Consider the following 24602-nt stretch of genomic DNA (forward strand, 5'->3'; position numbering starts at 1 on the left):
TATCAACTTCGGTCTGATATATCCAAAGAAAACTGGGGCAGAAATAATGTTACTTCCTTTGCTTCCAAAAGGGAAAATTAATTTGTTTGATTTTTTGCTAAACTTTAAGGCGTTATATAAGCCTCCATTTCCTGAAACTCATAATTTGGCAAGTGGAGAAATTATTATACTTGCCAAAGTTTCTGCAATGGTATTATCTATATATCATGTATATGAGTAAGCATGTCCTACAAACAGAATAGTGAATTTATTAATGAGAAGGCAAGTTAAAATATTCTCTAAGTCCTTCTTTAAATTTGACTTTCCTCTATATTCTTAATCATTAGTCAATAATTGAAATGTGAAGAATGCGACTTGTTATAAAAAAGTTTTGGCCCTTAGTAGAAAACTACTAATTAAGCCTCCTGTAATCATTAGGAGATTGCCCAACCCACTGTTTGAACAAGCGGGTAAAATGTTGGGGATACTTAAATCCTAATTCGTAGGACACTTCATTTACTGTTTTGCTTACATCAAAGAGTTTCTCTTTGGCTAGATCAATTACCTTTGATTGGATGTAATCCTGGGCTGTTTTGCCTGTTTCTTTTTTTATCAAGTCCCCAAAATAATTGGCCGACAAATTCAGTTCACCCGCACAATAGGCTACCGAAGGAAGTCCAATTGATAGTGGTTTGTCTGACTCAAAATACTCGTTCAACAAAGCCTCAAACCTTTCTAAAATGCCTTTGTGGACAGTATCACGGGTAATAAACTGACGGTCGTAAAAACGGATGCAATAGTTTAAAAACAGTTCAATATTGGATACGATCAGTCTCTTGCTATGCTTGTCAATTGCATGCTCTAATTCATATCCAATTTTGGAAAAACACTCCAATACAATTTGTCTTTCCCGCTTGGACAAATGAAGGGCTTCATTGGATTGATAGCCGAAGAAACTGTAATCTCCAATATGCCGTCCGAGCGTAGTACCATGGATTAAATCAGGATGAAATATAAGCGCATACCCTTTGGGCTGATAAGTTTCTCCATGGCTGTTCACTCCTGCCACCTGTCCCGGGGCAAGGAAAACGAGGGTGCCTTCCTGGTAGTCATAGGTATGCCGGCCGTAGACCAGATCTCCACATTTTACATCTTTTAAGAAGATGGTGTAGAAGCCGAAATACATCTGTGAACCTTGTCTTGGGGAAGCCTTCGATAAATCCACCACACTCACTAGTGGGTGGAGTGTTTCATGGTTGTTGAAGGCATTGTAATCACTGATTGTTTCAAATCGTCTCATCGTATCCATAACACTATTGTTTTAACATCACTATTGTTTTAACTCTTTCAAAAGTAGTACTTAATTCATTTCTAAGGTAATGAGCCTGCCAAAACCAGTAATATTGGTAGAACAATCCGTAATCTGTATACCATTTGGGTCAATAAATACTAAGACCTTTGCATTGTAAAAAAATACAAGCTATGCCACTATAAATTTTTTTAATCTTAAACCTATACATATCTCTAAACTTATAAAATCTCTATGAACGCTATAAAAATATCCATCCTCGGATTCTATCTCTTACTTATGAGTGTACAAGGGTCCTTGGCACAAACAAAAAAAGCAAGCACTTCTGCTCAAAGCAGCACGAATGAGGAACAAGCACTCATAACGCTATCCAAAGACAAGTGGCGTTGGATGGCAGACAAGAAAGTAGATTCCCTGGCTAATCTCTTCCATGAAAAGTCTATGTTCGTCCATATGGGAGGAAGTTGGGGCAAAGAACAGGAACTCAATGTCATCAAAAGCGGAGGAATTTGGTACAAGAAAGCCGATGTCTACTCAGCTTCAGTGAATATCATTGGTAATACGGCCATCCTGTTAACTGACATTGACTTGCTGGCAGTCGTCGGCGGAAATGAAGTCACCAATCCATTTATGGTAACTGAGGTATATATCAAAGAGAATGAAAAATGGACGATGGGCTCACTCACTTTTTCAAAATTAGCCAGGCCAATTAAAAATAATAAGCAGAACTAACACCACTCATTTTCGAGATAGCTATTTATTCTATTATCAATACCCATTTCTATGACGCATCTGCTGTTGGCATTTTTTCTTTTGATTGCTTCTTGCTCTTCCTCCCAACCGGAGGACACGCCTGTTATAGCTGAGTCTATGTTAGACACCAATAAAGTATTGATTGTGTATTTGTCCCGGACAAATAACACGAAGGCAATAGCGGAAATTATTCACAAAAACGTAGGCGGGACACTAGTGGCATTGGAGCTAGAAAATCCTTATCCCAAAGACTACCTGACAACCGTTGAGCAGGTAGCCAATGAAAATGCCAGAGGCTATTTACCTCCTTTAAAAACTAAGATTGAGGGCATTGAAAATTATGAGGTGGTATTTGTAGGCTTCCCTACCTGGGGAATGCAGTTACCACCCCCCATGAAGAGTTTTTTAAAGCAATATGATCTAAGCGGAAAAACTATTATTCCGTTTAATACCAATGGAAGCTATGGCATTGGAAGCAGTTTCCAGACCGTAAAAGAGTTATGTCCCAACAGTACAATCTTAGAAGGTTTTTCAACCAAGGGCGGAGTGGAACGAGACGGAATTTATTTTGTGATGGAGGGAGAAAAAGGAAAACAGGTACAAACTGAAGTAAAAAAATGGTTGGCAAAGATTAAGCAAATGAAATAAACACGACCAAGTTGTCTCTACACCTATATTGAACCCGACTGAGGACACTTCCGGAGTAACTGGCAAAGGTATATGTTGCCATACACGCCGCTTTTAGTCAATGAATAAGCCTACTATCGGGCGTGAGAAATGGCCAATCAACAATTTGTATAACTAATAAATAATCATAAAAATGAATAGATCAATTATAGGACTATTATTCATCATCCTGAGTGCGCAATTGTCCTTGGCACAAACGAAAAAAGCAAACGCTTCTTCTATAAGCAGCGCAGATGCGGAACAAGAAATCATTACCCTCTCCAAGGAAAAGTGGCAATGGATGGCAGACAAGAATGTAGACAAGTTGGCTCCACTCTTCCATGATGAGTCAAAGTTTGTCCATATGAGTGGAACCTGGAAAAAGAACGAGGAGCTCGATATCATTAAAACCGGAAGAATCTGGTACAAGAAAGCGGATGTCCACGATGTTGCGGTAGAAACTGTTGATGACACGGCCATCCTTTGGAACCGTATTACGCTGACAGCTGTGGTTCGGGGCAGTGACGTAATCACTGAATTTACCGTTACCGAAGTCTATAAAAAACAAGGCAACGATTGGAAACTGCTAGCCTTGACCTTTAGCAGTGTGCGGGATACGCATAAAATTGAACACTAATAAAATCAATTTGAAAGACTATTGCTAGCTATGGGCTGGGTAGTAGTTATGAGAATGTTGAAAGAATTTGCCCAATAGTGTCATATTGGATTCACCAGAAATGGAGTGCAAGGAGATAAAATTTATTTTGTAATGAAAGAAGAAAAAATGGCTGCAAAATTAAAGATAATTAAAATAATAGATAATGAATCTACCTCAAAATGAAATGATAAGGCAAAACGCAGGCTTTAAAATCAAAGCTCGTAAAGCAATCTTTTCTTTATTATTCTTAGCCTGTATAATGCTTAGTTACCATACTGCTCCGGCCCAGCAACAGGAAATGATGGTGCGTATGGCAGAAATTGAGATAGATCCGCAATATCTGGAAGCATACAAAGCCATTCTGAAAGAAGAAGCAGCTGCCTCTATAAAACTGGAGCCAGGTGTCATTTCCATTTTTCCCATGTATCAAAAGGAAGATTCCACGAAAGTAAGAATACTGGAAATATATGCCAGCAAAAAGGCGTATGAGCATCACTTGAAAACACCACACTTCCAGAAGTACAAAACCTCTACGCTTAATATGGTAAAGTCATTAAAGTTAGTAGAGATGGAAGCAATAGATGCGGCAACAATGCCCCTGATATTTAAAAAATTAAAACAGGATAAATGATGCACCTGCTAACTGCTCGAAAATGAAAGAATTTCAATATTATTTATTCTTAACTATGGCTTTGTTACTTTATAGTTCAAACACCATGCAGGCACAAAATAATGCTGGCGGAAATCAAGGCCTGCAACCTCGGCAGCAACATATTGTAACGATTTCGTCCTTCACTGCAAAAGGTGATGGGCAGCGGTTAAAAAAAGCATTGAATGATGGACTGGATGCTGGTCTTACCATTAATGAATGTAAGGAAGTGCTCGTTCATTTATATGCTTATTGTGGCTTTCCTCGAAGCATTAGTGGATTAAATACGCTCATCAACTTAGTAGAAGAAAGAAAGGCGAAAGGTGTGCAAGATAAGGTTGGGAAGGAAGCTACGCCTATAGAAGAGGAAGGGAACAAATACGAAAGAGGCAAGAAAGTATTGGAAACCCTTACCGGACGGCCTGAAGAGGGGCCTAAAACCGGGTATGCGGCCTTCAGCCCCGAGATAGAGGTGTTTTTGAAAGAGCATTTGTTTGCAGACCTTTTTAGCCGGGATGTGCTCTCGTATGCAGACCGGGAAGTTGCAACTATATCTGCCCTTATCAACCTGGGCGGAGTGGAACCGATGATGCAAGGCCATATGGGTATAGCCTTACACATTGGCATTACAGAATCCGGGCTCAAGCAAATCCTTTCTTTGATTGAGTCGAATGGTGGAAAAAAAGAAGCCGATGCTGGTAGACAGGTTCTCTCTACGGTGCTGACAACAAGGGGGAGGTAATAGAGAAAAGCAGCCAAAGAATAGCACAAGCTTTGAATAACTCATGAAGATGTAGTAATTACCTGACTTCGTCTCAAAAAACTAATTCTTCTTTAAATGAACCGTTCCCTTACAAAAACCATCTATTTGTTTGCATTATTTAATTTATGTTGTTTTAGCGCCAAAGGGCAAAATACCACAGATGCAACCCAAAGCGGCAGTATGCCTTTTCCAAAAGGAGAAAAAATTGAGTCTGCTAATTTTACGGGCAGCGCATGGCTACACATGCTGGTAAGTAGCGATACTACATTCAATACTTCCATTGGTAACGTAACCTTTGAAAAGGGTGCCAGAACCAATTGGCATTACCATCCTGGCGGGCAACTATTACTGGTAACTAGCGGCAAGGGCCGTTACGGTGAAAAAGGAAAGACCGTAAGAGAACTCAAGAAAGGAGATGTAATCAAATGTACACCAAATACGATTCATTGGCACGGTGCTGCGCCAGATAGTGAACTAAGTCATATTGCCATCGGCACAAATTTGAGTAAAGGGGCTGTTGTATGGATGGAGCCGGTGTCGGATGAAGAATACAAAATGAAGTAAACTAAGGATAACCTTTAGGTTTGATTAATCACGTAAAATATAGGAGCTATGCAAAAAAGAAAATTAGGCAAGGGCGGATTAGAAGTGTCCGCCCTTGGGCTTGGCTGTATGGGACTCAGCTTTGGCTATGGACCCGAAACCAGTAAAGGGGATGCCATCAGACTCATTCACCGGGCAATTGAATTAGGTGTTACATTTTTTGATACAGCTGAGGCGTATGGTCCGTTCAAGAATGAGGAACTTTTGGGTGAAGCGCTGGCTCCTTTTCGGGATGGGGTAGTAATTGCCACTAAATTCGGTTTTGAAGGAGGAAAGACCGATATGGGACTTAATAGTAAGCCAGAGAATATCCGCAGTGTAGCAGAAGCGGCACTCAAGCGGCTAAAAACAGACCGCATTGATCTGTTCTACCAGCACAGAGTAGATCCTTCCGTGCCCATGGAGGACGTGGCCGGAACAGTAAAAGAGCTCATCAAAGAAGGAAAAGTAAAGCATTTTGGTCTGTCTGAAGCTGGCCTGCAATCCATTCGTAAGGCTCATGCCGTACAACCGGTCGCTGTGCTGCAAAGTGAATACTCCTTATGGTGGCGAGAGCCGGAAAAAGAAATATTGCCCACACTAGAAGAACTAGGAATTGGGTTTGTGCCATTCAGCCCACTAGGGAAAGGATTCCTGACTGGAGCTATTAATGAGAATACCAAGTTTGACCCGACTGATTTTCGTAATGTGGTTCCACGATTTGATGAGGAGAATAGAAAAGCCAATGGGATAGTGGTAGAGAAGCTGACTGCGTTTGCAAGGAAGAAAAAGGCTACTCCTGCGCAGATTGCCCTAGCGTGGGTACTGGCTCAAAAACCCTGGATTGCACCTATTCCCGGAACAACGAAAATCCATCGACTGGAAGAAAACCTAAAGGCCGAACAAATTACGCTGACTGTGGATGATCTGCAGGAGATTGAAAGCGCCTTTTCCGCAATACAGGTGCAGGGAGCTAGATATCCTCAGCACTTACAAGCAAGAACTGGAAAATAAACGTATCTAAAACTGGTATGGTCTATTCTTAAATTGACTCTACACTATCAAGAGCCCTGGAAACCAGTAATTTTGGTAGATAATCCAGTAATCTGTATAAGTAGTTACAGAAAAATTATTGAGACCTTTGCCTAAAATTTGACTTAATTAAGATCACATATAATTTTTACCCTTATGGCCATCTTCAACTTAAACATCAATGGAAAGCAAAGTCAGGTGGATGTGGACCCTGCTACCCCCATGTTGTGGGTACTGCGTGATCACTTGAACCTGGTCGGCACCAAGTATGGATGCGGCGTTGCCCAATGTGGGGCCTGCACCATCCACCTGGGCAATGTAGCCACCCGCTCTTGCATGCTGCCTGTATCAGGGGTAGGCAATCAGGCTATCACGACCATTGAAGGCTTGTCAGAGAAAGGCGACCACCCGGTACAAAAAGCCTGGCTGGAGCACGATGTGGCCCAGTGCGGCTATTGTCAGGCCGGGCAGATCATGAATGCCGCTGCCTTGTTAAAAAGCAATGCTAGTCCGAGTGATGCAGAGATTGAATCGGCCATGAATGGCAATATCTGCCGCTGTGCTACGTACTTGCGTATCAAAGCGGCCATCCATACAGCGGCCAAATTAACTACCACTAAATCCTAATCACTAAACCCTTCTTATCCATGGAATCCGTAAAAACAACGATAAATCGCAGATCTTTCTTAAAGGTTTCTGCCCTTGCCGGTGGAGGGATGATGCTTAGCTTTAGCTGGCTGGCCGGTTGTAATCCATCTGCGCCGGAAGAGGTAGCCACTCTTCCCAAAGAATGGTTTGAGCTTAATAGCTACATCAAAATTGCAGATAATGGACTCATCACCCTGATGGCTCCTAATCCTGAATTTGGATCGAATGTGAAAACTTCTCTGCCCATGATGGTGGCAGAAGAGTTAGATATAGACTGGAAGGATGTAATGGTAGAGCAAGCTGATTTCTTTCCGGAGCGCTATGACCGGCAGTTTACCGGAGGTAGCCTGGCCATGCAGATGGCCTGGAAACCCTTGCGCACCGCTGGAGCAACTGCCCGGCACATGCTCATTGCCGCTGCTGCACAAGCCTGGCAAGTACCTGCCGGGGAAATTACTACTGAGAACGGAATGTTGCACCACAAAGGAAGTAGCAAAAAAGCGAGCTATGGGGAAATGGCTTCTAAAGCAGCCGGCCTTGAGGTGCCAAAAGAGGTACCTTTGAAAAATGTCAAGGATTTCAAAATTATTGGCAACTCGAAAAGAAACGTAGAAGGAGTAAATATTGTAACTGGCAAACCCTTGTTCACCCTGGACTACAAAAGGGAAGGAATGCTCATTGCCATGATTGCCTTTCCGCCTGCCTTTGGTTTGAAAGTGAAATCGGTAGATGATGGGGCTGTTAAAGCCATGCCTGGCATCAAGGATGTATTTACGATTAAAACCCTCGCGGATGATTACGAGAGAAACTTTTTTGACACGACCAGTTTTACTGAACTTGTCGTAGTAGTGGGAAATACCACCTGGGAAGTGATGAACGCCAAGAAGGCCTTGAAAGTAGAATGGGAAAAAATAGCTGATACGACGATTGCCTTAGCTGGCAGGGGGGGTAGTAAACAAACCGTCACCATTCCTGCAGGCCTGGAAAGCACCGAGGGGCATTTAGCGAAAATGGCCCAAATGGCCAAAAAACCTGGGAAAGAGCTTAGAAAAGATGGAGATCCGGAAGGAGTCTTTAAAAAAGCTACCAAAGTGATTGAGCGAACCTATACAGCTCCCTTCCTGGCACACAATGCGATGGAACCGGTCAATTGTTTTGCCCATGTGACAGCAGAAAAAGCCGAAATAGTGGCTCCCATTCAGGCACCTGAAATCATTTCACAAACCCTGGTGGCTCGCCTGGGTTTGCCCAAAGAAAAAATCCATATCAAGCTAGCCAGAATGGGCGGAGGCTTTGGTCAACGGGCGTATGGTCATCATTTGGTGGAAGCAGCAGTCATTTCTCAAAAGCTAAATGCTCCGGTCAAGTTAGTCTACACCAGGGAGGATGATATGACCTACGGCATTTACCGGCCTACCTACACGGCCACCTATAAAGCGGCGCTGGATGAAAATAATAATATGATTGCCTATCAAGTGAAGGCAGGAGGTATTCCGGAAAGTCCGCTGGGCTTTTCCCAAAACCGCTTCCCGGCAGGTGCCGTGGATAACTACTTAGCAGAAGAGTGGGTGATTAACTCTAATATCACGATTGGGGCATTCCGGGCACCCCGGTCCAACTTCCTTGGGGCAGTTGAGCAGGCATTTCTAGATGAAGTGGCCCAACTGGCTGGTAAAGATCCGATAGAGTTTCGCTTAGAGTTGCTGGAGCGTGCTAAGAAAAGTCCAGTAGGAAAGCAAAACGATTATGACCCGGACCGCTATGCAGGTGTGTTGAAACTTGTAAGAGATAAGTCTAATTGGAAAGGGGCTAACAAGGATGTGCACCGGGGCGTTGCGGCTTATTTTTGTCACAACACCTACGTAGCCGAGGTAGTGGATCTGTCGATAAAGGAAAACAAACCGGTGGTAGAAAAAGTATTTGCAGCCGTTGACTGTGGCATCGTAGTAAATCCTGATGCAGCCGCTAACATGGGAGAAGGAGCCATTATAGATGGTATCGGAAATGCACTCTATGGGGAGATGACATTTAAGGATGGGGTGCCACAGAAAAATAATTTTCACAACTATCGTATGATCAGGCATAGTGAAGCACCGAAGTCCATTGAAGTACATTTTGTCAAAAATGATAAAGATCCCACTGGCCTAGGTGAACCCTTGTTTCCACCCATTTTTGCTGCCTTGGCAAATGCTATATACAAGGCGACAGGCAAGCGGGAATATTCCCAGCCTTTCCTTCAGGGAAAAGGGCCACTGGTCTAACTAAAAGGATTTCCAATAAAGAAATCAGGGAAACAACGGCTCTAATCTTATTTAAAGGAGCATGTCAACTCGTATTAGGCTAATACGACCTACGGCTAATTTTAGAGCAAAGCATATGTCCACTATGAAAAATAAGTTATTAATCGTCGCTATAGCTGGTTTTTTTGCGGCTTGCGGTAATGGTAGTGAAAGTTCTACCAGTGCAGACAGTACTGTCAATAGTACCACTCCTCCACCAACCCTTGATTCAACCAGTGAGATAGGACCCATGATGAGTGATACATCAACAGCAGTAGCAGATAGTATAAAGTAGCAGGAGTACGTTTATTTTTAATGAACAGCCTCTGCCATATGATGAATTAAAGTAACCCTTTCCTTAAAGTAATATATAAGCTACCAGAATCATTTTTAGCAAAAAGATCCCGTACAATTATACAAAAAGCTATAAAACAACAGAACAATTAAATAGAATATAACCTAGGTTTTACCCTATTTATATTCATAGAATTTATAAACGTATCAGCAAAATTTTCACCTTGATAAGCTAATATGATATAATGTATTCCTTTCAGTCTACTTATAGAAAGTAAACTGAAAAAATGTTAATAAACTAGGATTTTTCAAAGCTGATTTGTTCCGGCAAAACATCCTGAAATGGATAACTAAAGATGACAAGATTGTGATAGCTCCCACTACGAGCATAGCATAATCAATGCCTAAAGAATCAGCTAATACTCCTGTCAGTAAGGCTCCAATGGCATAGCCTAAATCCCGCCAGAAACGAAACACGCCCATACTTGCAGCCCTTTGGTCTGGGTGGGTATCTGCAGCAATGGCAGCTAAAAAGGTAGGATATACTACAGCTGTTCCCAAACCCAATATAGCAGCAATGGATATAAAATGAACGAAGGAAGTGGACCAGGGGAAGAAAACAATAGCTATACCCTGCAACAGCATTCCATAGAAAAGTAAGGTCTTTTTGCAATACTTATCTGCTAAAGCCCCTGTAAAAAGTTGTCCAACTCCCCATACAGCCGGATAGGCTGCCACAATTAACCCTATCTGACTCAGAGAGAATCCTTTGATGGAAAGCAGTACGGGCAATAGGCCCCAGATCATTCCATCATTTAAGTTATTTACTAGCCCTGCCTGGGTTACTGCCCCAAGATTTGAGTGAATAAAAGTAGTATCCCAGAATACATGTTGTAGTCTTGCTTGTTTGGTCGTAGATGCCTCCTGCTTTACATGAGCTGCCGTATCCTTCACCAAAAAAATACTAGCCAGTAAGCCAAAAATAGCAAAGAGGATTCCAATCAAAAAAGGGTAAGGTCTGATCCCATATCCGGAAGCAATCCATCCGGTAAGAAAAGCAACCAGTGCAATGGACAGATAACCTGCAAATTCATTGATACCCATAGCCAGTCCCCGGTTTTTCTCTCCCACCAGATCTATTTTCATCACCACAGTAGAAGACCAGGCCAGGCCCTGGTTAATGCCTAACAGCACATTGGCGAAAACAATATAGTTCCAGGATGGCGCATACATTAAGATAAGCGGAACGGGTAAGCCAAATAGCCATCCATACACCAGTAAATTCTTGCGCCCAATTTTATTGGCTAAAGCCCCGGTGAAATAATTGGTAATAGCTTTGGTAAGGCCAAAGACCACAATAAAGGAAAGCAGGGCTGATTTGGCAACCAAGCCAAATTCCTGCTCAGCCAATTGGGGCAAAAGGGTTCTTTCCAGTCCAATCATGCCCCCAACAAAAGCGTTAATGATCACTAGCATGCTAAACTGCTGCCAGTTCTCTCGTAAACCTAATTTAGCTTCTGTAGTTGAATGTAAATTCATGTTTTTATAATAAATATCACATTAAGGTTGCTAGCTTAATTTGGTGTAGAAAACTAACCTATTGTGTAATTGGGTAGCCTTTATCAAGCCAATCTGTCTTCACATTAGTTGATAGATCCAGTAGCTGATGATGAGTGAACTGCATCTCATTTAGTAAATTAAAGGCAGGACGAACATTGGGACAGTTTTTGAAGGGGCAACATCCGCAATAAATTACAATATGCCGGTCCTTTGCCTGTTTGGCTAGAAGTTGTTTTAATTTTACAATATTCTCTTCTTCGCTTGCTGGGCCTATTTCCAGCGAACCTTTAATGAGACCAGCCGGACCTATGCTGATGATCAATGGAAGAGCCGTATCATGGCGGGCAATCATACCGGCTAAAACATTTGGCGCAAGCAATTGCTCTTTTTTCCAGGGCTCTGTTTGTTTACTGATCAAGCTGATGGAAAAAGCACTAAATAGTATAAGTCCTATCAGCAGGAGAATAGTTGTTTTTTTCATTTAAATGGTTAATAGGGTAATAAGGAATGGTTAAAGCCGGTTCATAAATTCTTCTATGTTATCCCGGACATATACTTTGTTTCTACCTAGCTCAATGAGTTTGAGTTTTTCCAGTTGCTTCATAAGCCTTGAAATGACTTCTCTGGAAGTTCCCAGTTCACTAGCTATTTCCTGATGAGTAATAGAAAGTTCATTTGTTTTTAATTGCTTTGCTTTTACAATCAGGTAGCTAAGCAAACGCTCATCCATCTTCTTAAAAGCCACGGCATCTAAGGCATTTAATAATTCCTGAAACCTGGTTTGATAAGTCATTGCCACAAAGTCTTTCCATTGTTTGTAAGCATTGGTCCAGGATTCATGCAGCCCAAAGGGGATGCCTATTACTTTGGTTTTTTCTTCTGCCACTGCCTTGATGTCGCTTTTCTGTAATCCGCTACAACAGGTAAGTGTCACGGCACAACTATCCCCTGCATCCAGGTAATACAAAAATAACTCTCGTCCATCAGGATCCATCCGCATTACTTTAATGGAACCTTGCAGAATCAAAGGCACCATTTTAATATATTGTCCCGGTTCAATCAGAGATTCTCCTGCTTCTAGCTCATAGATTTTTCCATGTTTGATAATGGCTTCAAGCAAATTTGGGTCAGTGATCGATGGTAAATAGGTTTTTAATTCTTGTATATCCATAGCTGTGTTTTTTTATTGATAGGTGAAGGCAAACAGGTTTTTATTTACTACGTATACGCTCATACCTTGGGATAAAAAGGTAACCATAAGGCTATACTTTTATTCCATATAGTCTCACGATATGTGCCTTTCCATCGTGCCCTTTTCCTTCCATTAAGATTACTTCTAGGTCATGTTCCTCTACCCAGGTGATATCGGTAAATTCATTCTTTAGCTCATTTACATCAAAAAGCAGATCTTTATTGGAGGGTCCACCTGATGTGTATTGCAACTGGTTTTTACCAAAACCCTCTAGCATTAATGCTCCCCCTTTTTGTAAAGACGCACTTAGTTGAGCATGTACGCTTGCTCTGATCGTAAGTGGAAGGTGAAAATAGATAAGTGCCACCGCATCATAAAGTTCTTTTGGGTATGGGAAGTCTAGCGCATCACAAACCGTATATTCTAAAAGAGTATTTTCGACTTTTGCTTTATTTAAGGCCTGTGCAGCGGCTATTGCACTCTGGTCAAAAGCCCTTACCTGCCATCCTTTCCTTGCAGCAAATAAGGCGTTGCGCCCTTCACCTTCACCTGGTAAAAGCAATTTTCCAGGGGATAGTATGCTTAATTTTTCCTTAAAATATTCATTTGGAGCTTTCCCGTATAGCTCCCGATGAGTAGCATATCTAGTGTTCCAAAAATTGATATTCATTAGTTCTATACATTCTTATTCACTTCAAAAATAGCCAATTCCTACAGAAGACTCTGTGACATTTGTTACATAAGGACACTTGATGCGCTATGTAACAAATATCACTGACTTCCTTAAGTGAAGGGTCTAGTTTTGCAGCAGTTAAACGTAAACAATGACTGCTTTGGAAATTATAGGATATGCTGCATCGATCATGATCGGTCTAAGCCTTGGCCTGATAGGGGGCGGAGGCTCTATTTTAACAGTACCAGTATTAGTGTACTTACTAGGAGTGAATCCGGTACTGGCTACGGCCTACTCCTTGTTTGTGGTAGGGGCTACTTCCCTGGTGGGTTCTTTCTCCTTTATGAAGAAAAAACTTGTAGACTACCGCACAGCCTTGGTATTTGCCGTGCCTTCTTTTATCTCGGTCTTTCTCACCCGTAAATACCTGGTGCCGGCTATTCCAGATTCGCTGTTTACCATCGGCGGCTTTGAAGTGAGTAAAAGTATAGCCATTATGGTCTTTTTTGCCCTAGTCATGGTGGCCGCTTCTATCTCTATGATCAAAAGTAAACGCAAGGAAGAGGAAGCAACTGGTGAGATCAAGTATAACTATCCACTCATTGGCCTGGAAGGCGCATTGGTAGGTGTACTAACAGGCATCGTAGGTGCAGGTGGTGGTTTTTTGATCATTCCTGCTCTAGTGATACTAGCCAGATTACCCATGAAGATGGCCGTAGGTACATCGCTTTTAATAATCGCTGCCAAATCCCTGGTAGGATTTTTAGGAGATATTAGTAATCAGCCGATCAACTGGACATTCATGCTCATTTTTACGGCTCTATCGGTAGGTGGAATCTTTATTGGAAGCTACTTATCCAGTAAGATTAATTCAGATCTATTGAAGAAAGGCTTTGGCTGGTTTGTGCTGCTGATGGGCTTTTATATTCTGTTTAAAGAACTTGCTATGTAAACTTTTACTCGAAACAAGTAGTAACTAACATTTAAAATAGAAATACACGATGAAAATACATCAATTTGAAGATAAAGGACTTTCCCATTTTTCGTACGCGATTTTAAGTGAATGTGAATCGCAAATTATATTGATTGATCCTGCCCGTGACCCCAGCCCTTATTATGCCTATGCCGGTGAAAATGGTGCAAAGATTATTGGGGTGATCGAAACCCATCCCCATGCTGACTTTATCAGTTCGCATCTGGAGATACATCAGCTTACAGGTGCTACAATTTATACTAGTTCACTAGCCGGGGCAGATTATCCCCATCAGGCTTTTGATGAAGGGGATGTGATAAGCTTTGGAAAAATCAAGTTAAAGGCATTCAATACCCCAGGCCACTCTCCGGATGGTATCAGCATTGTGCTGGAGCACCAAGGAAAAGATAAAGCCGTATTTACCGGCGATACCCTTTTTATTGGAGATGTGGGAAGGCCTGATCTGCGGGAAAACGTAGGGAATATGAAAGCTAAGCGTGAGCAGCTAGCCAGGCAACTGTATCAAAGTACCCGCCATAAACTCATGAAATTAGCAGATGAAGTAGTGGTGTATCCGGCACATGGATCAGGATCACTTTGCGGTAAGTCCTTAAGCGATGCCCATAGCAGCACCATTGGGGGAGAGAAGGTAAGCAATTATGCTTTGCAGCCAATGTCAGAAGAGGTGTTTGTAAAGGTGCTTCTGGAGGATCAGCCTTTTATACCTAAATATTTTGAATATAACGTAGCCTTAAATAAACAAGGAGCACCAGATTATGAACCAAGTATCAAAGCAGTCAGGCGCCTAGAGGATAACTTCAAGCCAGAGGAAGGAGCTATTATTGTAGATGCCAGAGGGCAGAAGGAATTTAAGTCTTCTCACCTCAAAGGTTCCATTAACATACAGAACGGCGCTAAGTTCGAAACCTGGCTGGGAAGTATTGTGAGCCCCCAGGAGGCCTGGTATTTAGTAGCAGACTCAGAAAAAGAGCTGAATGAGCTAATAAGGAAAGCGGCCAAAATAGGTTATGAGCTTACCCTAAAAGGAGCCTTTTTGTACAATAAGACAGAAGGTAAAAAATCTGCCTTTTTTGATAAAGGAACTTTCCTTGATGCTCAAGATAAATTCACCATCGTTGATATACGCAATGAAAGTGAGACAAAAGAAGGGACGTTTTTCAAAGATGCCATCACCATACCCTTGCCAGAGCTGCGCGAAAGGGCTAAAGAAATTCCGGCAAACAAGCCTATTGTAGTGCATTGTGCCGGTGGGTACCGTTCAGCTGCTGGCAGCAGCATTCTGGAATCTTTAATAGGTGCAAAGGCAGAAATACTGGATATGAGTGAAGCAGTCAATGAATTAAAGAAATCCTGATACAAATTGCCACATAAGAACGTGGTATTAAGTATAAAGGCGGATAGTGACGCACATTTGTCAATATCCGCCCTCATACAGCTATTCTCAACCCATTAGCTAATAAATCGTTATAACCTAAAAAAAACAAAGGCCATGAGTTACAACTTCACTAAAAAAACCTCTCTTCCTTTTGAGGAGGCAATCAAAAAAATCACTGAAGAGCTAAAAAAAGAAGGCTTTGGTATTATTTCGGAGATTGATCTGAAAGAAAAGTTCAAAGAAAAGCTTGGGGTTGATTTCCGCAGTTACAAGATTCTGGGTGCCTGCAATCCCAAAATGGCTTATCAAGCGATAGAAAAGGAAAGCAACATTGGAACCATGCTGCCTTGCAATATACTGGTGCAGGAACATAAGCCGGGAGAGGTGGAAATCTCAGCCATCAATCCCATGGAATCTATGTCAGCCGTACATAATAAAGAATTAGAAGCCATTGCCACGCAGGTAAGCAATAGTCTGCAGGCGGTCATCAACCGTCTATGAAAGGAATAATCAGTAACTAAAAACAAACCGCTATGAATACAGCACCCCAGGAAAATCAAACAGATCCATCCAGAAGAAGCTCCTCTGAAGAACTAAACCGGGAAATAGACCAGAAAACCCGGCAAAACCTGCAAGACTACCGCAATAAATTAAGTAATGAAAAAGTCTCAGAACGGATAGAAGAATTAGACAAGGAATGGGATATAGACCGCACCCTGATCGCCAATGCCTCCACGTTGAGTCTGACAGGGGTAATCCTTGGAGCCACGGTAGATAAGAAGTGGTTCATGGTGCCAGGGGTCGTCACTTCCTTTTTACTATGGCATGCCATACAAGGATGGTGCCCGCCATTACCTGTTTTTAGAAAGCTAGGTTACCGTACCCGAAAAGAAATAGATACAGAAAAGTATGCTTTAAAAGCACTGAGAGGTGATTTCTCCGGTCTTGAAACACCTGGTAACAGGGCTGAAGAGGGTAAAATTGATCAGGCTTTAGAAGCCGCTAAGAAATAAATTATACATAAAACATTAGTTTGATAGGAGGCTACCTAAGAGTAGCCTTTTTTATGCTCAATTCAATACTGTTTTGGAGGTATGCGCTTTTTTGCTACGTAACAATTGTCACAGACTTTGGCTCTATGGCAGGTTATCTTTGCATAGAAATTAACTAGAATCATTCACATATAAACGATCATAGGCTATGTTTAATTTATTTAAAAATAACCCAACTACAAGTTATACAAATGTTTCAGCCGCCGAATTTAAGCAGTTGCAGGAAGATAAAAATGCCCTCGTGCTGGATGTGCGTACAGCAGGAGAAGTAGCTGGAGGTAAAATCAATGGAGCCAGAAATATAGATCTCATGAGTAGCAGTTTTGAAAAGCAGTTACAAGGCTTGGATAAATCTAAAACCTACCTGCTGTATTGCAGAAGTGGCAGCCGCAGTGCACAAGCCGCCAGTACAATGACAAGTATGGGTTTTGAGAAAGTATATAATCTCAAAGGAGGTATTTCTGCCTGGCCCTATGAGCAAACAAGGTAATGTCCTGAAGGCTAATCCTTAAAAAAGTGATACCCGGTTATGTGATAAATGTTACTGTAGAGGCCTAGTAAGATCGCTACCTTTGTATCAGATAAAGATATAACCAGAAAAAACACCATTCAAAAACGTAATATAACTATGAAAATAGAACAAATATATACCGGATGTTTAGCGCAAGGCGCTTATTATATTGAATCAGCAGGAGAAGTAGCCATCATTGATCCTTTGCGGGAAACAGCCCCTTACCTGGAGAAAGCAGGGAAAGATGAGGCAGTAATTAAATACATTTTTGAGACCCACTTCCATGCTGACTTTGTTTCCGGCCACCTGGACCTGGCCAAAGCTACTGGTGCTCCTATTGTCTATGGACCTAATGCAAGGCCAAACTTTGCGGCTTACATAGGCAAAGATGGCGAGGAGTTCCGCTTAGGAAAAATACAAATAAAGCTATTACATACACCAGGTCATACCCTGGAATCTACCTCTTATCTGCTCAAAGATGAAGAGGGCAAAGAAATAGCCTTATTCACTGGAGACACGCTGTTTATTGGCGATGTAGGCCGGCCAGACCTGGCTCAAAAAGCCTTGAGTATCACACAAGAAGAACTAGCTTCTACCTTGTATGATAGCCTGAGAACCAAAATTATGACCTTGTCAGATGAGGTGATCATTTATCCTGGCCATGGCGCAGGTTCGGCTTGTGGAAAAAACATGAGTAAAGAAACCACTGATACCTTAGCTAATCAGAAAAAGACCAACTATGCCCTGCGGGAAAATATGAGCAGAGAAGAGTTTATCAAAGAAGTGACCGATGGCCTGCTTCCTCCGCCTGCCTATTTTGGCATGAATGTAAAAATGAATAAAGAAGGGTACGAAAGCTTTACGGATGTGCTCAGCAGAGGCGTACAGGCTTTAGATCCGGAAGCTTTTGAAGCAGCAGCCAATGAAACAGGCGCCTTGATTCTGGATACAAGAAAAGCCGGGGAGTTTGCCAAAGGTTTTGTACCTAATGCTATTAACATCGGTTTGGATGGAAGTTTTGCGCCATGGGTAGGAGCTTTGATACCGATGGAACAGCAGATTCTGCTCATTACCGACGAAGGCCGGGAAGAAGAAGCCGTTACTCGTCTTTCAAGAGTAGGCTACGACCATACCATCGGCTACTTGAAAGGAGGATTTACTGCCTGGATTGAGGCAGGCAAACAAATAGATACTATAGCATCTATTCCGGCAGGAGAATTTGCAGAAAGAATGAAAGATGAAAAAACAGCCTTGATCGTAGATGTGAGGAAACCGGGTGAATATCAGTCAGAGCATGTAGAAGGTGCGATAAATGTGCCATTAGATTACCTAAATGAACACCTGGCAGAGCTTTCAAAAGATAAGCCGTTTTATCTGCACTGTGCCGGTGGCTACCGGTCGATGATTGCCGCTTCTATTCTAAAAGCCCGTGGCTGGAATAATCTGATAGACATTGCCGGAGGTTTTAGCGCCATTGCTAATACAGATGTGGCTAAAACCAACTACGTGTGTCCTTCTACCCTTAAAAAGTAATTCTATGCAAGGGCAAAGGAGAACCCTGCTGACTATTCTTGTACTCATGCTGGCACTCACACTGCCAGCATGGGCACAGCAGCAGTTGGAGCAGCAGCAAGATCGTGAAGAAGAGAAGCAAAAAGGATTACGTAAGTTTTTAAAAAGGGGAGAATTTGAGTTGCACCTGCGATCATACTTTATGAGCACACTTAACCAGGGATCACTGACAGATTACAGCACACTAGCTACTGGAGCAGGCATTGGGTATTATTCTCCTGCCTACAAAAACTTCAGGGTAGGGATGAGTGGGTTTTTTATCCTGAGAATCTATGCGCATAATCTGGAAAAAATCGATCCGGCTACAGGAGCCATGAACCGCTATGAGATTGCTTTATATGATACGCATCATCCGGAGAATGGGATAGATTTAGATAGGCTAGAGGAACTGTTTATAGAATATAAAAAGAACCGCTGGCAATTTACCCTGGGAAGACAGAAACTACATTCACCCTTCCTCAACAAGCAAGATAACCGCATGCGGCCAAACCTGTTTAGCGGACTAACCGGGCATTATAGGGTAGGAAAGTGGGAAGCTACCGGAGCATGGATCACCGGTGTTACTCCACGAGGCACAATTGACTGGTATTCTATAGAGGAATCTTTTGGCGTATATTCTTCCGGAAAGCACACCGATGGTTCACCTTCTGGTTATAAAGATCATATCCGCAGCAAAGGAATCGGACTAGCAGGTTTGAGCTACAAAAATGATGTAGTAAAAGCACAAGCCTGGAATTACTTTACAGAAGATGTTTTTAACATTTCTATGTTCCAGGCAGACTATCATGCCAAAAAAAATACAATCAATCTGATAGCTGGTGTACAAGGATTTTATGAAAGGGCTATCAGTAGGGGAGGAAACACAGATCCGGGGAAGAGTTATATACTGCCAAATGAAAGCACTTTTGGAATGGGAATGAGCATAGGTGGGCAAGTAAAATCGCATACCCTTACTTTCAATTATTTAGGCATCAACAAAGGGGGAAGATTTCTGTTCCCAAGAGAATGGGGCCGGGAAATATTTTATGTGAGCCTGCCCAGGGAGCGTTTCGAGGGTCAAGGAGGAGTGCAAGCCTACGCACTCAAATATGAGTATCAAATCCCAGGCACCAAGCTAAACACGCAAGTAGGCGTAAGTAAGGTGGTGTCCCCGGCAGCCGATAATTTTGAGCTAAATAAATATGGCATTCCTTCTTACTATCATTTGAGTGGAATGCTCGATTATAAGCCTGCAGGCAGTTTGGAAGGATTAGATATTAAACTACTAGCGGTGCATAAACTACCAGATCACAAAGCCACATTACCCGATCAGGTAGCAATAAACAAAGTAAACATGTGGAACCTGAATGTAGTAGTAGATTATAAATTTTAACAATACGAATTAAATTTAATAACAAGCATGGAACAACTCATAGAAACCATAAAACAGCCCTGGCCATGGTACGTAGCCGGACCCCTGATCGGACTTACTGTACCGCTTTTGCTTTTACTAGGCAATAAATCCTTTGGGATATCTTCTTCCCTTAGGCACATTTGTGCAGCCTGCGTGCCAGCCAAGATCCCGTTTTTTACCTATAACTGGCGCAAGGAAACCTGGAACCTGGTGTTTGTAGTAGGTATTTTGATCGGAGGATTTATTGCTACCACCTTCTTTGCCAACCCGGAAGCTATTACTGTAGCTGCTTCTACACAGGAAGACTTGAGAGCCTTAGGTATCACAAATTTTACACAACTACTACCCCAAGAAATATTCACATGGGATAACCTGTTTACAGGCAAAGGCCTGGTATTCTTTGTGCTCGGCGGATTGCTGATAGGCTTTGGTACCCGCTATGCCGGTGGATGTACCAGTGGGCATGCCATTATGGGATTAAGCAACCTGCAGTGGCCATCCCTGATTGCAACCATTTCCTTTATGGCAGGCGGATTTACTATGACTCACCTGCTGATGCCTTACATTATGGCATGGGTGCAATAAGATAATTACCATTTGTAAGACAAGCATAGTTTAGAATAGCTATAGAGTTAAATAAAATAAAGAATGACAATGAATAGAGAGCAAATAATGATAAAAGAACGAGTAAAAACCGCACAGCCAGTTGTTTGCGATGCTCCCAATGAACAAAAATATGGAGATAGCCCTCAAGGATTGATCAAGTATCTGATTGTAGGAATCGTGTTTGGGATTGTGTTCACCAAAGCAGAAATTATCTCCTGGTTTAGAATACAAGAAATGTTCCGCTTACAATCCTTTTTCATGTATGGGGTGATTGGTTCAGCTATCCTGGTAGGGATTCTATCGGTACAACTCATCAAACGGTTCAACATTAAAACCATACAAGGCGAAAAAGTAGTACTTCACGATAAAGAGTTTAGAAAAGGGCAGATCATCGGTGGCTTTATTTTTGGCTTAGGCTGGGCAATCACAGGCGCTTGTCCGGGTCCTATCTTTGCCCAGATTGGCAGTGGCTTTAGTGTGGTTCTGGTCACTCTACTAAGTGCCATAGCAGGTACCTGGCTGTATGGAAAGTTTAGCCATAAACTCCCTAACTAAAAATTCATTTGGTAAGTAATAAATTGTTTGTTTAGGTGATTAAAAAGGAGGATACGCAACTGAGTGCCTCCTTTTTAATTTTACTGATTTTATTAAAGTTTATGTGTATTAAAGATACTACTGCCTTTACTAATTATAAAATTGCTATTCCTAACCATATACTAGGCTAGAGAAACCCCTATCAATTTCCCAATCCCAAACGTTAAGGCAGCAGCGGCTAACCCAAATAAAACTTGTCTAAATCCTGAATACCAGACATTTTTACCTGTAAATAAGGTGATGGCAGCACCAATCATAAAAAGGCCTATTGCGCTAAGGGAAACACTCAAAATGATGCCTTTCATGCCACTTGTAAACATGAAAGGTAAAACCGGTATCACCGCACCTATCGCAAAGAGAATGAAGGAGTATATAGCTGCTTCCATGGCAGAACCTTTTAGTTCCTCTGCATCTATTCCTAATTCTTCTTTTACTAATAGCTCATGAGCCAGGCTTTTATCTTCCATCATCTCTGCCGCCATTTGATAGGATTGTGCTTCCGGGATACCTTTGGCCATATATACTAAAGCTAGTTCCTTCTGTTCACCTTCCGGATCAGCTTCCAGCTCCTCCATTTCTATCTGCATTTGGTTTTCGTATAATTCCTGCGAACTCTTTACCGAAATCCATTCTCCTAATGCCATAGAGAGGGAGCCTGCTAATAAGCCGGCAATTCCGGCTAACAAAACTCCTTCCTGGGAAGCCGTAGCTCCGGCAATGCCCATCACTAAACTAAAATTGGAAATTAAGCCATCATTTCCTCCTAATACAGCTGCCCGGATGGCATTTCCTCCAACAGACCGATGACGGCTTTCAAATTTTGAAATTTGTGCTCCAGTAACTTTTTTTTCTTTTTCAAGAATGGTTCTAAGTATGGATACATGGTTTGTTTCCATACCGGTCAATGGTTGTTTATTTTTTTGTTTTTGGTTAATCATGGCATTTGAAATACTCTTTTCAGTATCCATCAATGCGCCCAATACATAATTGTAGCCGAATAGTTTACCTATGATATTTAACGTTTTTGCTCTCCAGGAAGGCTGAAGTAAAGTAGCTAAAGGTATATTCTTCTTTTTGGCAAAGGCTTCAGCATGGCCCTTTTCGATCGCACTCATTTGCCTGTATACACTGGAAATAGTCTCATCCGTTTCCTGATTGGCAAGCTGTTGATATAAAAACCATGCATCAATCTCAGTTTGTATATTGTTCATATGGATTGTTTACCTTAGAAATATAGAGAATGGTTTCTGTTTAATGAATCGAGACTTGTGTGAGCCTGTTAGCAAGAAAAGCCAGTGTAAATATTGATTTTAAAAAGGAAGCTATTTAAGTAAATGCTTCCTTTTATTCAACAACTTCTATTAAATACTAGTCTTAAATACAATCAAATCCGTATCGCCTGTTTCTTCATTATGCATTTTAGCCTTATAATAAACTTTCGTGGAAGGGGGTATGCTTCTGGTAATCCATACATTTCCGCCAATAATGCTATCATGCCCAATTACGGTGTTTCCTCCTAAGATGGTAGCGCCTGCATAGATCGTTACATGATCCTCAATAGTGGGATGTCGTTTTTTTGCAGCATCTTCCTTATTTACACTTAAAGCGCCTAGCGTTACACCTTGGTAAATCTTCACATGATTGCCGATAATAGCAGTTTCTCCGATGACTATGCCGGTGCCATGATCAATACAAAAGGACTCCCCAATTTGAGCGCCGGGGTGTATATCAATTCCTGTTTTACTATGAGCATGTTCGGTAATAATTCTTGGAATCACCTGCACACTCATTATATGCAATTGATGGGCTATCCTGTAGGCAGCAATAGCATAGAACCCAGGATAGGTGCGGCGAACTTCATTGGGACTTTTTGCTGCCGGATCTCCTTGATACATCGCCTCTACATCCCCATCTAATTTTGCTTGTATTCCGGGAAGCGCCTCAAAGAAAACTTCTACTTGCCCTTCCCAATCCACTTGTTCCCTGCTTGGGTTTTTAAATAGAATATGCGATAGTTGTAATTTTAACTTATTTATATGGAGATCCAGTTCATCTACGGAAGCAAAATATTTCTTGGAAAAATCAGGAAACATGGTTCCTAAAAGTTCATCAAAAAAAGCCGCTACTACGGCAGGGGGAGGGCAATCCGGGCACTTGACATGTGCCTCGTATAAATTTTGCAAATAGGCTCTATCCATAATTTATAAACGCTTTGGAAGTAGGATTGGTTGAATAAAAATAGCTATTCAACCAATCGAATGAAACTACACTCTAGAATTTACTCTTTATCTTGATAGGCTACCTTTTGATTTTGTTGATTTGAGGTAAGAGTTTTTACCTGCGTATCATCCGCTAGTTCTTCGCTACCTTTTACTACTATTAACTCACCTGGGGCAATATCTCCGAAGACTTCTTGCAAAGAATCCCTGCGGATACCTTCACTGACCGGCACCCGTTTAACCCGCCCATCCTGTACTTTCAACAGAAATACGCCAGACTGACTATGCACCACACTTTTTACAGGAACCCAAAGGGTAGAATCCCTGCGACGCAGCATTAATTGTACCTGTGCATATTCTCCCCCATTTAAGGCTTTCGTTTGATTATCTACATCAAATTCTACCGTAACTGAACGCTGCTCGGAGTTTAGCACAACCCCATTTCTAGATATTAAGGAAGTAAATACTTTTCCAGGCCTGCTGCTGACAGTAAATCTTGCCTGCATATGGGGTTGTATGGACTGGGCATGTTTTTCTGGAACAGCCACAGTTAAGCGCAAACGATCCCCTTGTGCAATGGTAAACAAAGCCATGCCTTTGCCTGTATTTTCCCCTACTAAAGCACCCGCTGATACATTGCGTTCGATGATAGTTCCAGTAAAAGGTGCCCGGATGCTCAGGTATTCCTTCAGTTCTGCGACAGCTTGTGTGTTCGCTTTGCCTTCTACATACGCAGCACTATCACTTGCTAGTTGCGTGCGGGCTTTGTCTAATTCAATAGCGGCCACAGCACCACTTTTTGCTGAAGCCTTTTGCAAGCGTTCAAAGCTTTGCTTGCTGTATAAATAGTTTTCATGCAATTTTCTGCCAGCTGCTTGAGCCGATAAATATTGCTGGGTAATTTCCGGAGCTTCTAACAGGGCAAGCAGCTGTCCTTTTTTTACCTGACTTCCACGGTCTACATATAGGGCTTTTACAAAGCCTTTTACCTTTGGAAAAATGGCTACCTGCTCATAGGGTAGTAATTCTCCGGGCAGTGTCAAGGTATATTCCGGGTTGTCCGCTTGAGCTTCTTTCACGAGTACATCTGGCGCAGTAGCCGATGCTTGTTTTGACGTTTTTACAGGCTCATCTTTTTTCTGAGAACAACCTTCAAAAAGGAAGATTCCAAAGAAAAAAAGGATGAACGAATATATTGAAAAATGCTTAGTGATGTTCATAGAATTGATAAGAGTATAAATGAATAGAT

Annotated in this window: 26 protein-coding genes; 18 read left to right on the top strand and 8 right to left on the bottom strand. The window is 41.9% G+C overall.

Annotation, left to right across the window (positions count from 1 at the left end; translation table 11 throughout):
* Positions 1-391: 391 nt before the first annotated feature.
* Positions 392-1288: a helix-turn-helix domain-containing protein gene (locus tag Q0590_RS23415; RefSeq protein WP_302040045.1), complete on the bottom strand. Its 897-nt coding sequence runs from the start codon at positions 1286-1288 to the stop codon at positions 392-394.
* A gap of 234 nt (positions 1289-1522) precedes the next feature.
* Here Q0590_RS23415 and Q0590_RS23420 point away from each other — a divergent pair, with 234 nt between their 5' ends.
* From Q0590_RS23420 to Q0590_RS23460, 9 genes are all read left to right on the top strand, one after another.
* Positions 1523-2020, top strand: a complete 498-nt coding sequence (locus tag Q0590_RS23420; RefSeq protein WP_302040046.1) for a nuclear transport factor 2 family protein — start codon at positions 1523-1525, stop codon at positions 2018-2020.
* Positions 2021-2071: 51 nt separating this feature from the next.
* Positions 2072-2689 carry a flavodoxin gene (locus Q0590_RS23425; protein ID WP_302040047.1) on the top strand — a complete coding sequence of 206 codons (618 nt, stop codon included), beginning with the start codon at positions 2072-2074 and terminating at the stop codon, positions 2687-2689.
* Between the two features lie 172 nt (positions 2690-2861).
* Entirely contained in the window at positions 2862-3344 is a 483-nt protein-coding gene (locus Q0590_RS23430) for a nuclear transport factor 2 family protein (protein WP_302040048.1), read from the top strand.
* A 280-nt stretch (positions 3345-3624) separates the two neighbouring features.
* Positions 3625-3996 (top strand): putative quinol monooxygenase, encoded by a 372-nt coding sequence (locus Q0590_RS23435; RefSeq protein ID WP_302040049.1) that lies wholly within the window; start codon positions 3625-3627, stop codon positions 3994-3996.
* Positions 3997-4018: 22 nt separating this feature from the next.
* Positions 4019-4756, top strand: a complete 738-nt coding sequence (locus Q0590_RS23440; RefSeq protein WP_302040050.1) for a carboxymuconolactone decarboxylase family protein — start codon at positions 4019-4021, stop codon at positions 4754-4756.
* Between the two features lie 96 nt (positions 4757-4852).
* Entirely contained in the window at positions 4853-5341 is a 489-nt protein-coding gene (locus Q0590_RS23445) for a cupin domain-containing protein (RefSeq protein ID WP_302040051.1), read from the top strand.
* Between the two features lie 48 nt (positions 5342-5389).
* Positions 5390-6373 carry an aldo/keto reductase gene (locus tag Q0590_RS23450; protein ID WP_302040052.1) on the top strand — a complete coding sequence of 328 codons (984 nt, stop codon included), beginning with the start codon at positions 5390-5392 and terminating at the stop codon, positions 6371-6373.
* Positions 6374-6547: 174 nt separating this feature from the next.
* A complete protein-coding gene (locus Q0590_RS23455) occupies positions 6548-7018 on the top strand; it encodes a (2Fe-2S)-binding protein (protein WP_302040053.1) in 471 nt (156 codons plus the stop codon).
* A gap of 20 nt (positions 7019-7038) precedes the next feature.
* Complete coding sequence (locus tag Q0590_RS23460) at positions 7039-9300, top strand: xanthine dehydrogenase family protein molybdopterin-binding subunit (protein WP_302040054.1); 2262 nt, start codon at positions 7039-7041, stop codon at positions 9298-9300.
* A 573-nt stretch (positions 9301-9873) separates the two neighbouring features.
* Here the strand turns inward: Q0590_RS23460 and Q0590_RS23465 are convergent.
* The 4 genes from Q0590_RS23465 to Q0590_RS23480 form a co-directional block, all read right to left on the bottom strand.
* Positions 9874-11151, bottom strand: a complete 1278-nt coding sequence (locus tag Q0590_RS23465; protein WP_302040055.1) for an MFS transporter — start codon at positions 11149-11151, stop codon at positions 9874-9876.
* 58 nt (positions 11152-11209) lie between these two features.
* Positions 11210-11653: a rhodanese-like domain-containing protein gene (locus tag Q0590_RS23470; RefSeq protein WP_302040056.1), complete on the bottom strand. Its 444-nt coding sequence runs from the start codon at positions 11651-11653 to the stop codon at positions 11210-11212.
* Positions 11654-11683: 30 nt separating this feature from the next.
* Positions 11684-12343 carry a Crp/Fnr family transcriptional regulator gene (locus Q0590_RS23475; RefSeq protein ID WP_302040057.1) on the bottom strand — a complete coding sequence of 220 codons (660 nt, stop codon included), beginning with the start codon at positions 12341-12343 and terminating at the stop codon, positions 11684-11686.
* 91 nt (positions 12344-12434) lie between these two features.
* Entirely contained in the window at positions 12435-13034 is a 600-nt protein-coding gene (locus tag Q0590_RS23480) for a class I SAM-dependent methyltransferase (RefSeq protein WP_302040058.1), read from the bottom strand.
* Positions 13035-13188: 154 nt separating this feature from the next.
* Here Q0590_RS23480 and Q0590_RS23485 point away from each other — a divergent pair, with 154 nt between their 5' ends.
* The 9 genes from Q0590_RS23485 (at position 13189) to Q0590_RS23525 (ending at position 21095) form a co-directional block, all read left to right on the top strand.
* Positions 13189-13989, top strand: coding sequence for a sulfite exporter TauE/SafE family protein (locus tag Q0590_RS23485; protein ID WP_302040059.1), 801 nt, complete (start codon positions 13189-13191; stop codon positions 13987-13989).
* Between the two features lie 49 nt (positions 13990-14038).
* Positions 14039-15385, top strand: coding sequence for an MBL fold metallo-hydrolase (locus tag Q0590_RS23490; protein WP_302040060.1), 1347 nt, complete (start codon positions 14039-14041; stop codon positions 15383-15385).
* A gap of 135 nt (positions 15386-15520) precedes the next feature.
* Positions 15521-15907, top strand: coding sequence for a DUF302 domain-containing protein (locus tag Q0590_RS23495; protein ID WP_302040061.1), 387 nt, complete (start codon positions 15521-15523; stop codon positions 15905-15907).
* 32 nt (positions 15908-15939) lie between these two features.
* Positions 15940-16419, top strand: coding sequence for a hypothetical protein (locus tag Q0590_RS23500; protein WP_302040062.1), 480 nt, complete (start codon positions 15940-15942; stop codon positions 16417-16419).
* A gap of 187 nt (positions 16420-16606) precedes the next feature.
* Positions 16607-16948, top strand: coding sequence for a rhodanese-like domain-containing protein (locus Q0590_RS23505; protein WP_302040063.1), 342 nt, complete (start codon positions 16607-16609; stop codon positions 16946-16948).
* Between the two features lie 138 nt (positions 16949-17086).
* Positions 17087-18502 carry an MBL fold metallo-hydrolase gene (locus Q0590_RS23510; RefSeq protein WP_302040064.1) on the top strand — a complete coding sequence of 472 codons (1416 nt, stop codon included), beginning with the start codon at positions 17087-17089 and terminating at the stop codon, positions 18500-18502.
* 4 nt (positions 18503-18506) lie between these two features.
* The gene (locus tag Q0590_RS23515; RefSeq protein ID WP_302040065.1) at positions 18507-19913 is read left to right on the top strand and encodes a hypothetical protein; all 1407 of its coding nucleotides are present in this window, start codon (positions 18507-18509) and stop codon (positions 19911-19913) included.
* A gap of 27 nt (positions 19914-19940) precedes the next feature.
* The gene (locus Q0590_RS23520; RefSeq protein WP_302040066.1) at positions 19941-20519 is read left to right on the top strand and encodes a YeeE/YedE family protein; all 579 of its coding nucleotides are present in this window, start codon (positions 19941-19943) and stop codon (positions 20517-20519) included.
* An 87-nt stretch (positions 20520-20606) separates the two neighbouring features.
* The gene (locus tag Q0590_RS23525) at positions 20607-21095 is read left to right on the top strand and encodes a DUF6691 family protein (RefSeq protein ID WP_302040067.1); all 489 of its coding nucleotides are present in this window, start codon (positions 20607-20609) and stop codon (positions 21093-21095) included.
* Between the two features lie 161 nt (positions 21096-21256).
* Here Q0590_RS23525 and Q0590_RS23530 read toward each other — a convergent pair whose 3' ends face one another.
* From Q0590_RS23530 to Q0590_RS23540, 3 genes are all read right to left on the bottom strand, one after another.
* Positions 21257-22345 carry a VIT1/CCC1 transporter family protein gene (locus tag Q0590_RS23530; RefSeq protein WP_302040068.1) on the bottom strand — a complete coding sequence of 363 codons (1089 nt, stop codon included), beginning with the start codon at positions 22343-22345 and terminating at the stop codon, positions 21257-21259.
* 150 nt (positions 22346-22495) lie between these two features.
* Positions 22496-23332 carry a serine O-acetyltransferase gene (locus tag Q0590_RS23535; protein WP_302040069.1) on the bottom strand — a complete coding sequence of 279 codons (837 nt, stop codon included), beginning with the start codon at positions 23330-23332 and terminating at the stop codon, positions 22496-22498.
* 80 nt (positions 23333-23412) lie between these two features.
* Positions 23413-24573 carry an efflux RND transporter periplasmic adaptor subunit gene (locus Q0590_RS23540; RefSeq protein ID WP_302040070.1) on the bottom strand — a complete coding sequence of 387 codons (1161 nt, stop codon included), beginning with the start codon at positions 24571-24573 and terminating at the stop codon, positions 23413-23415.
* Between the last annotated feature and the right edge of the window lie 29 nt (positions 24574-24602).

Source organism: Rhodocytophaga aerolata, assembly GCF_030503435.1.
GTDB lineage: Bacteria > Bacteroidota > Bacteroidia > Cytophagales > 172606-1 > Rhodocytophaga > Rhodocytophaga aerolata.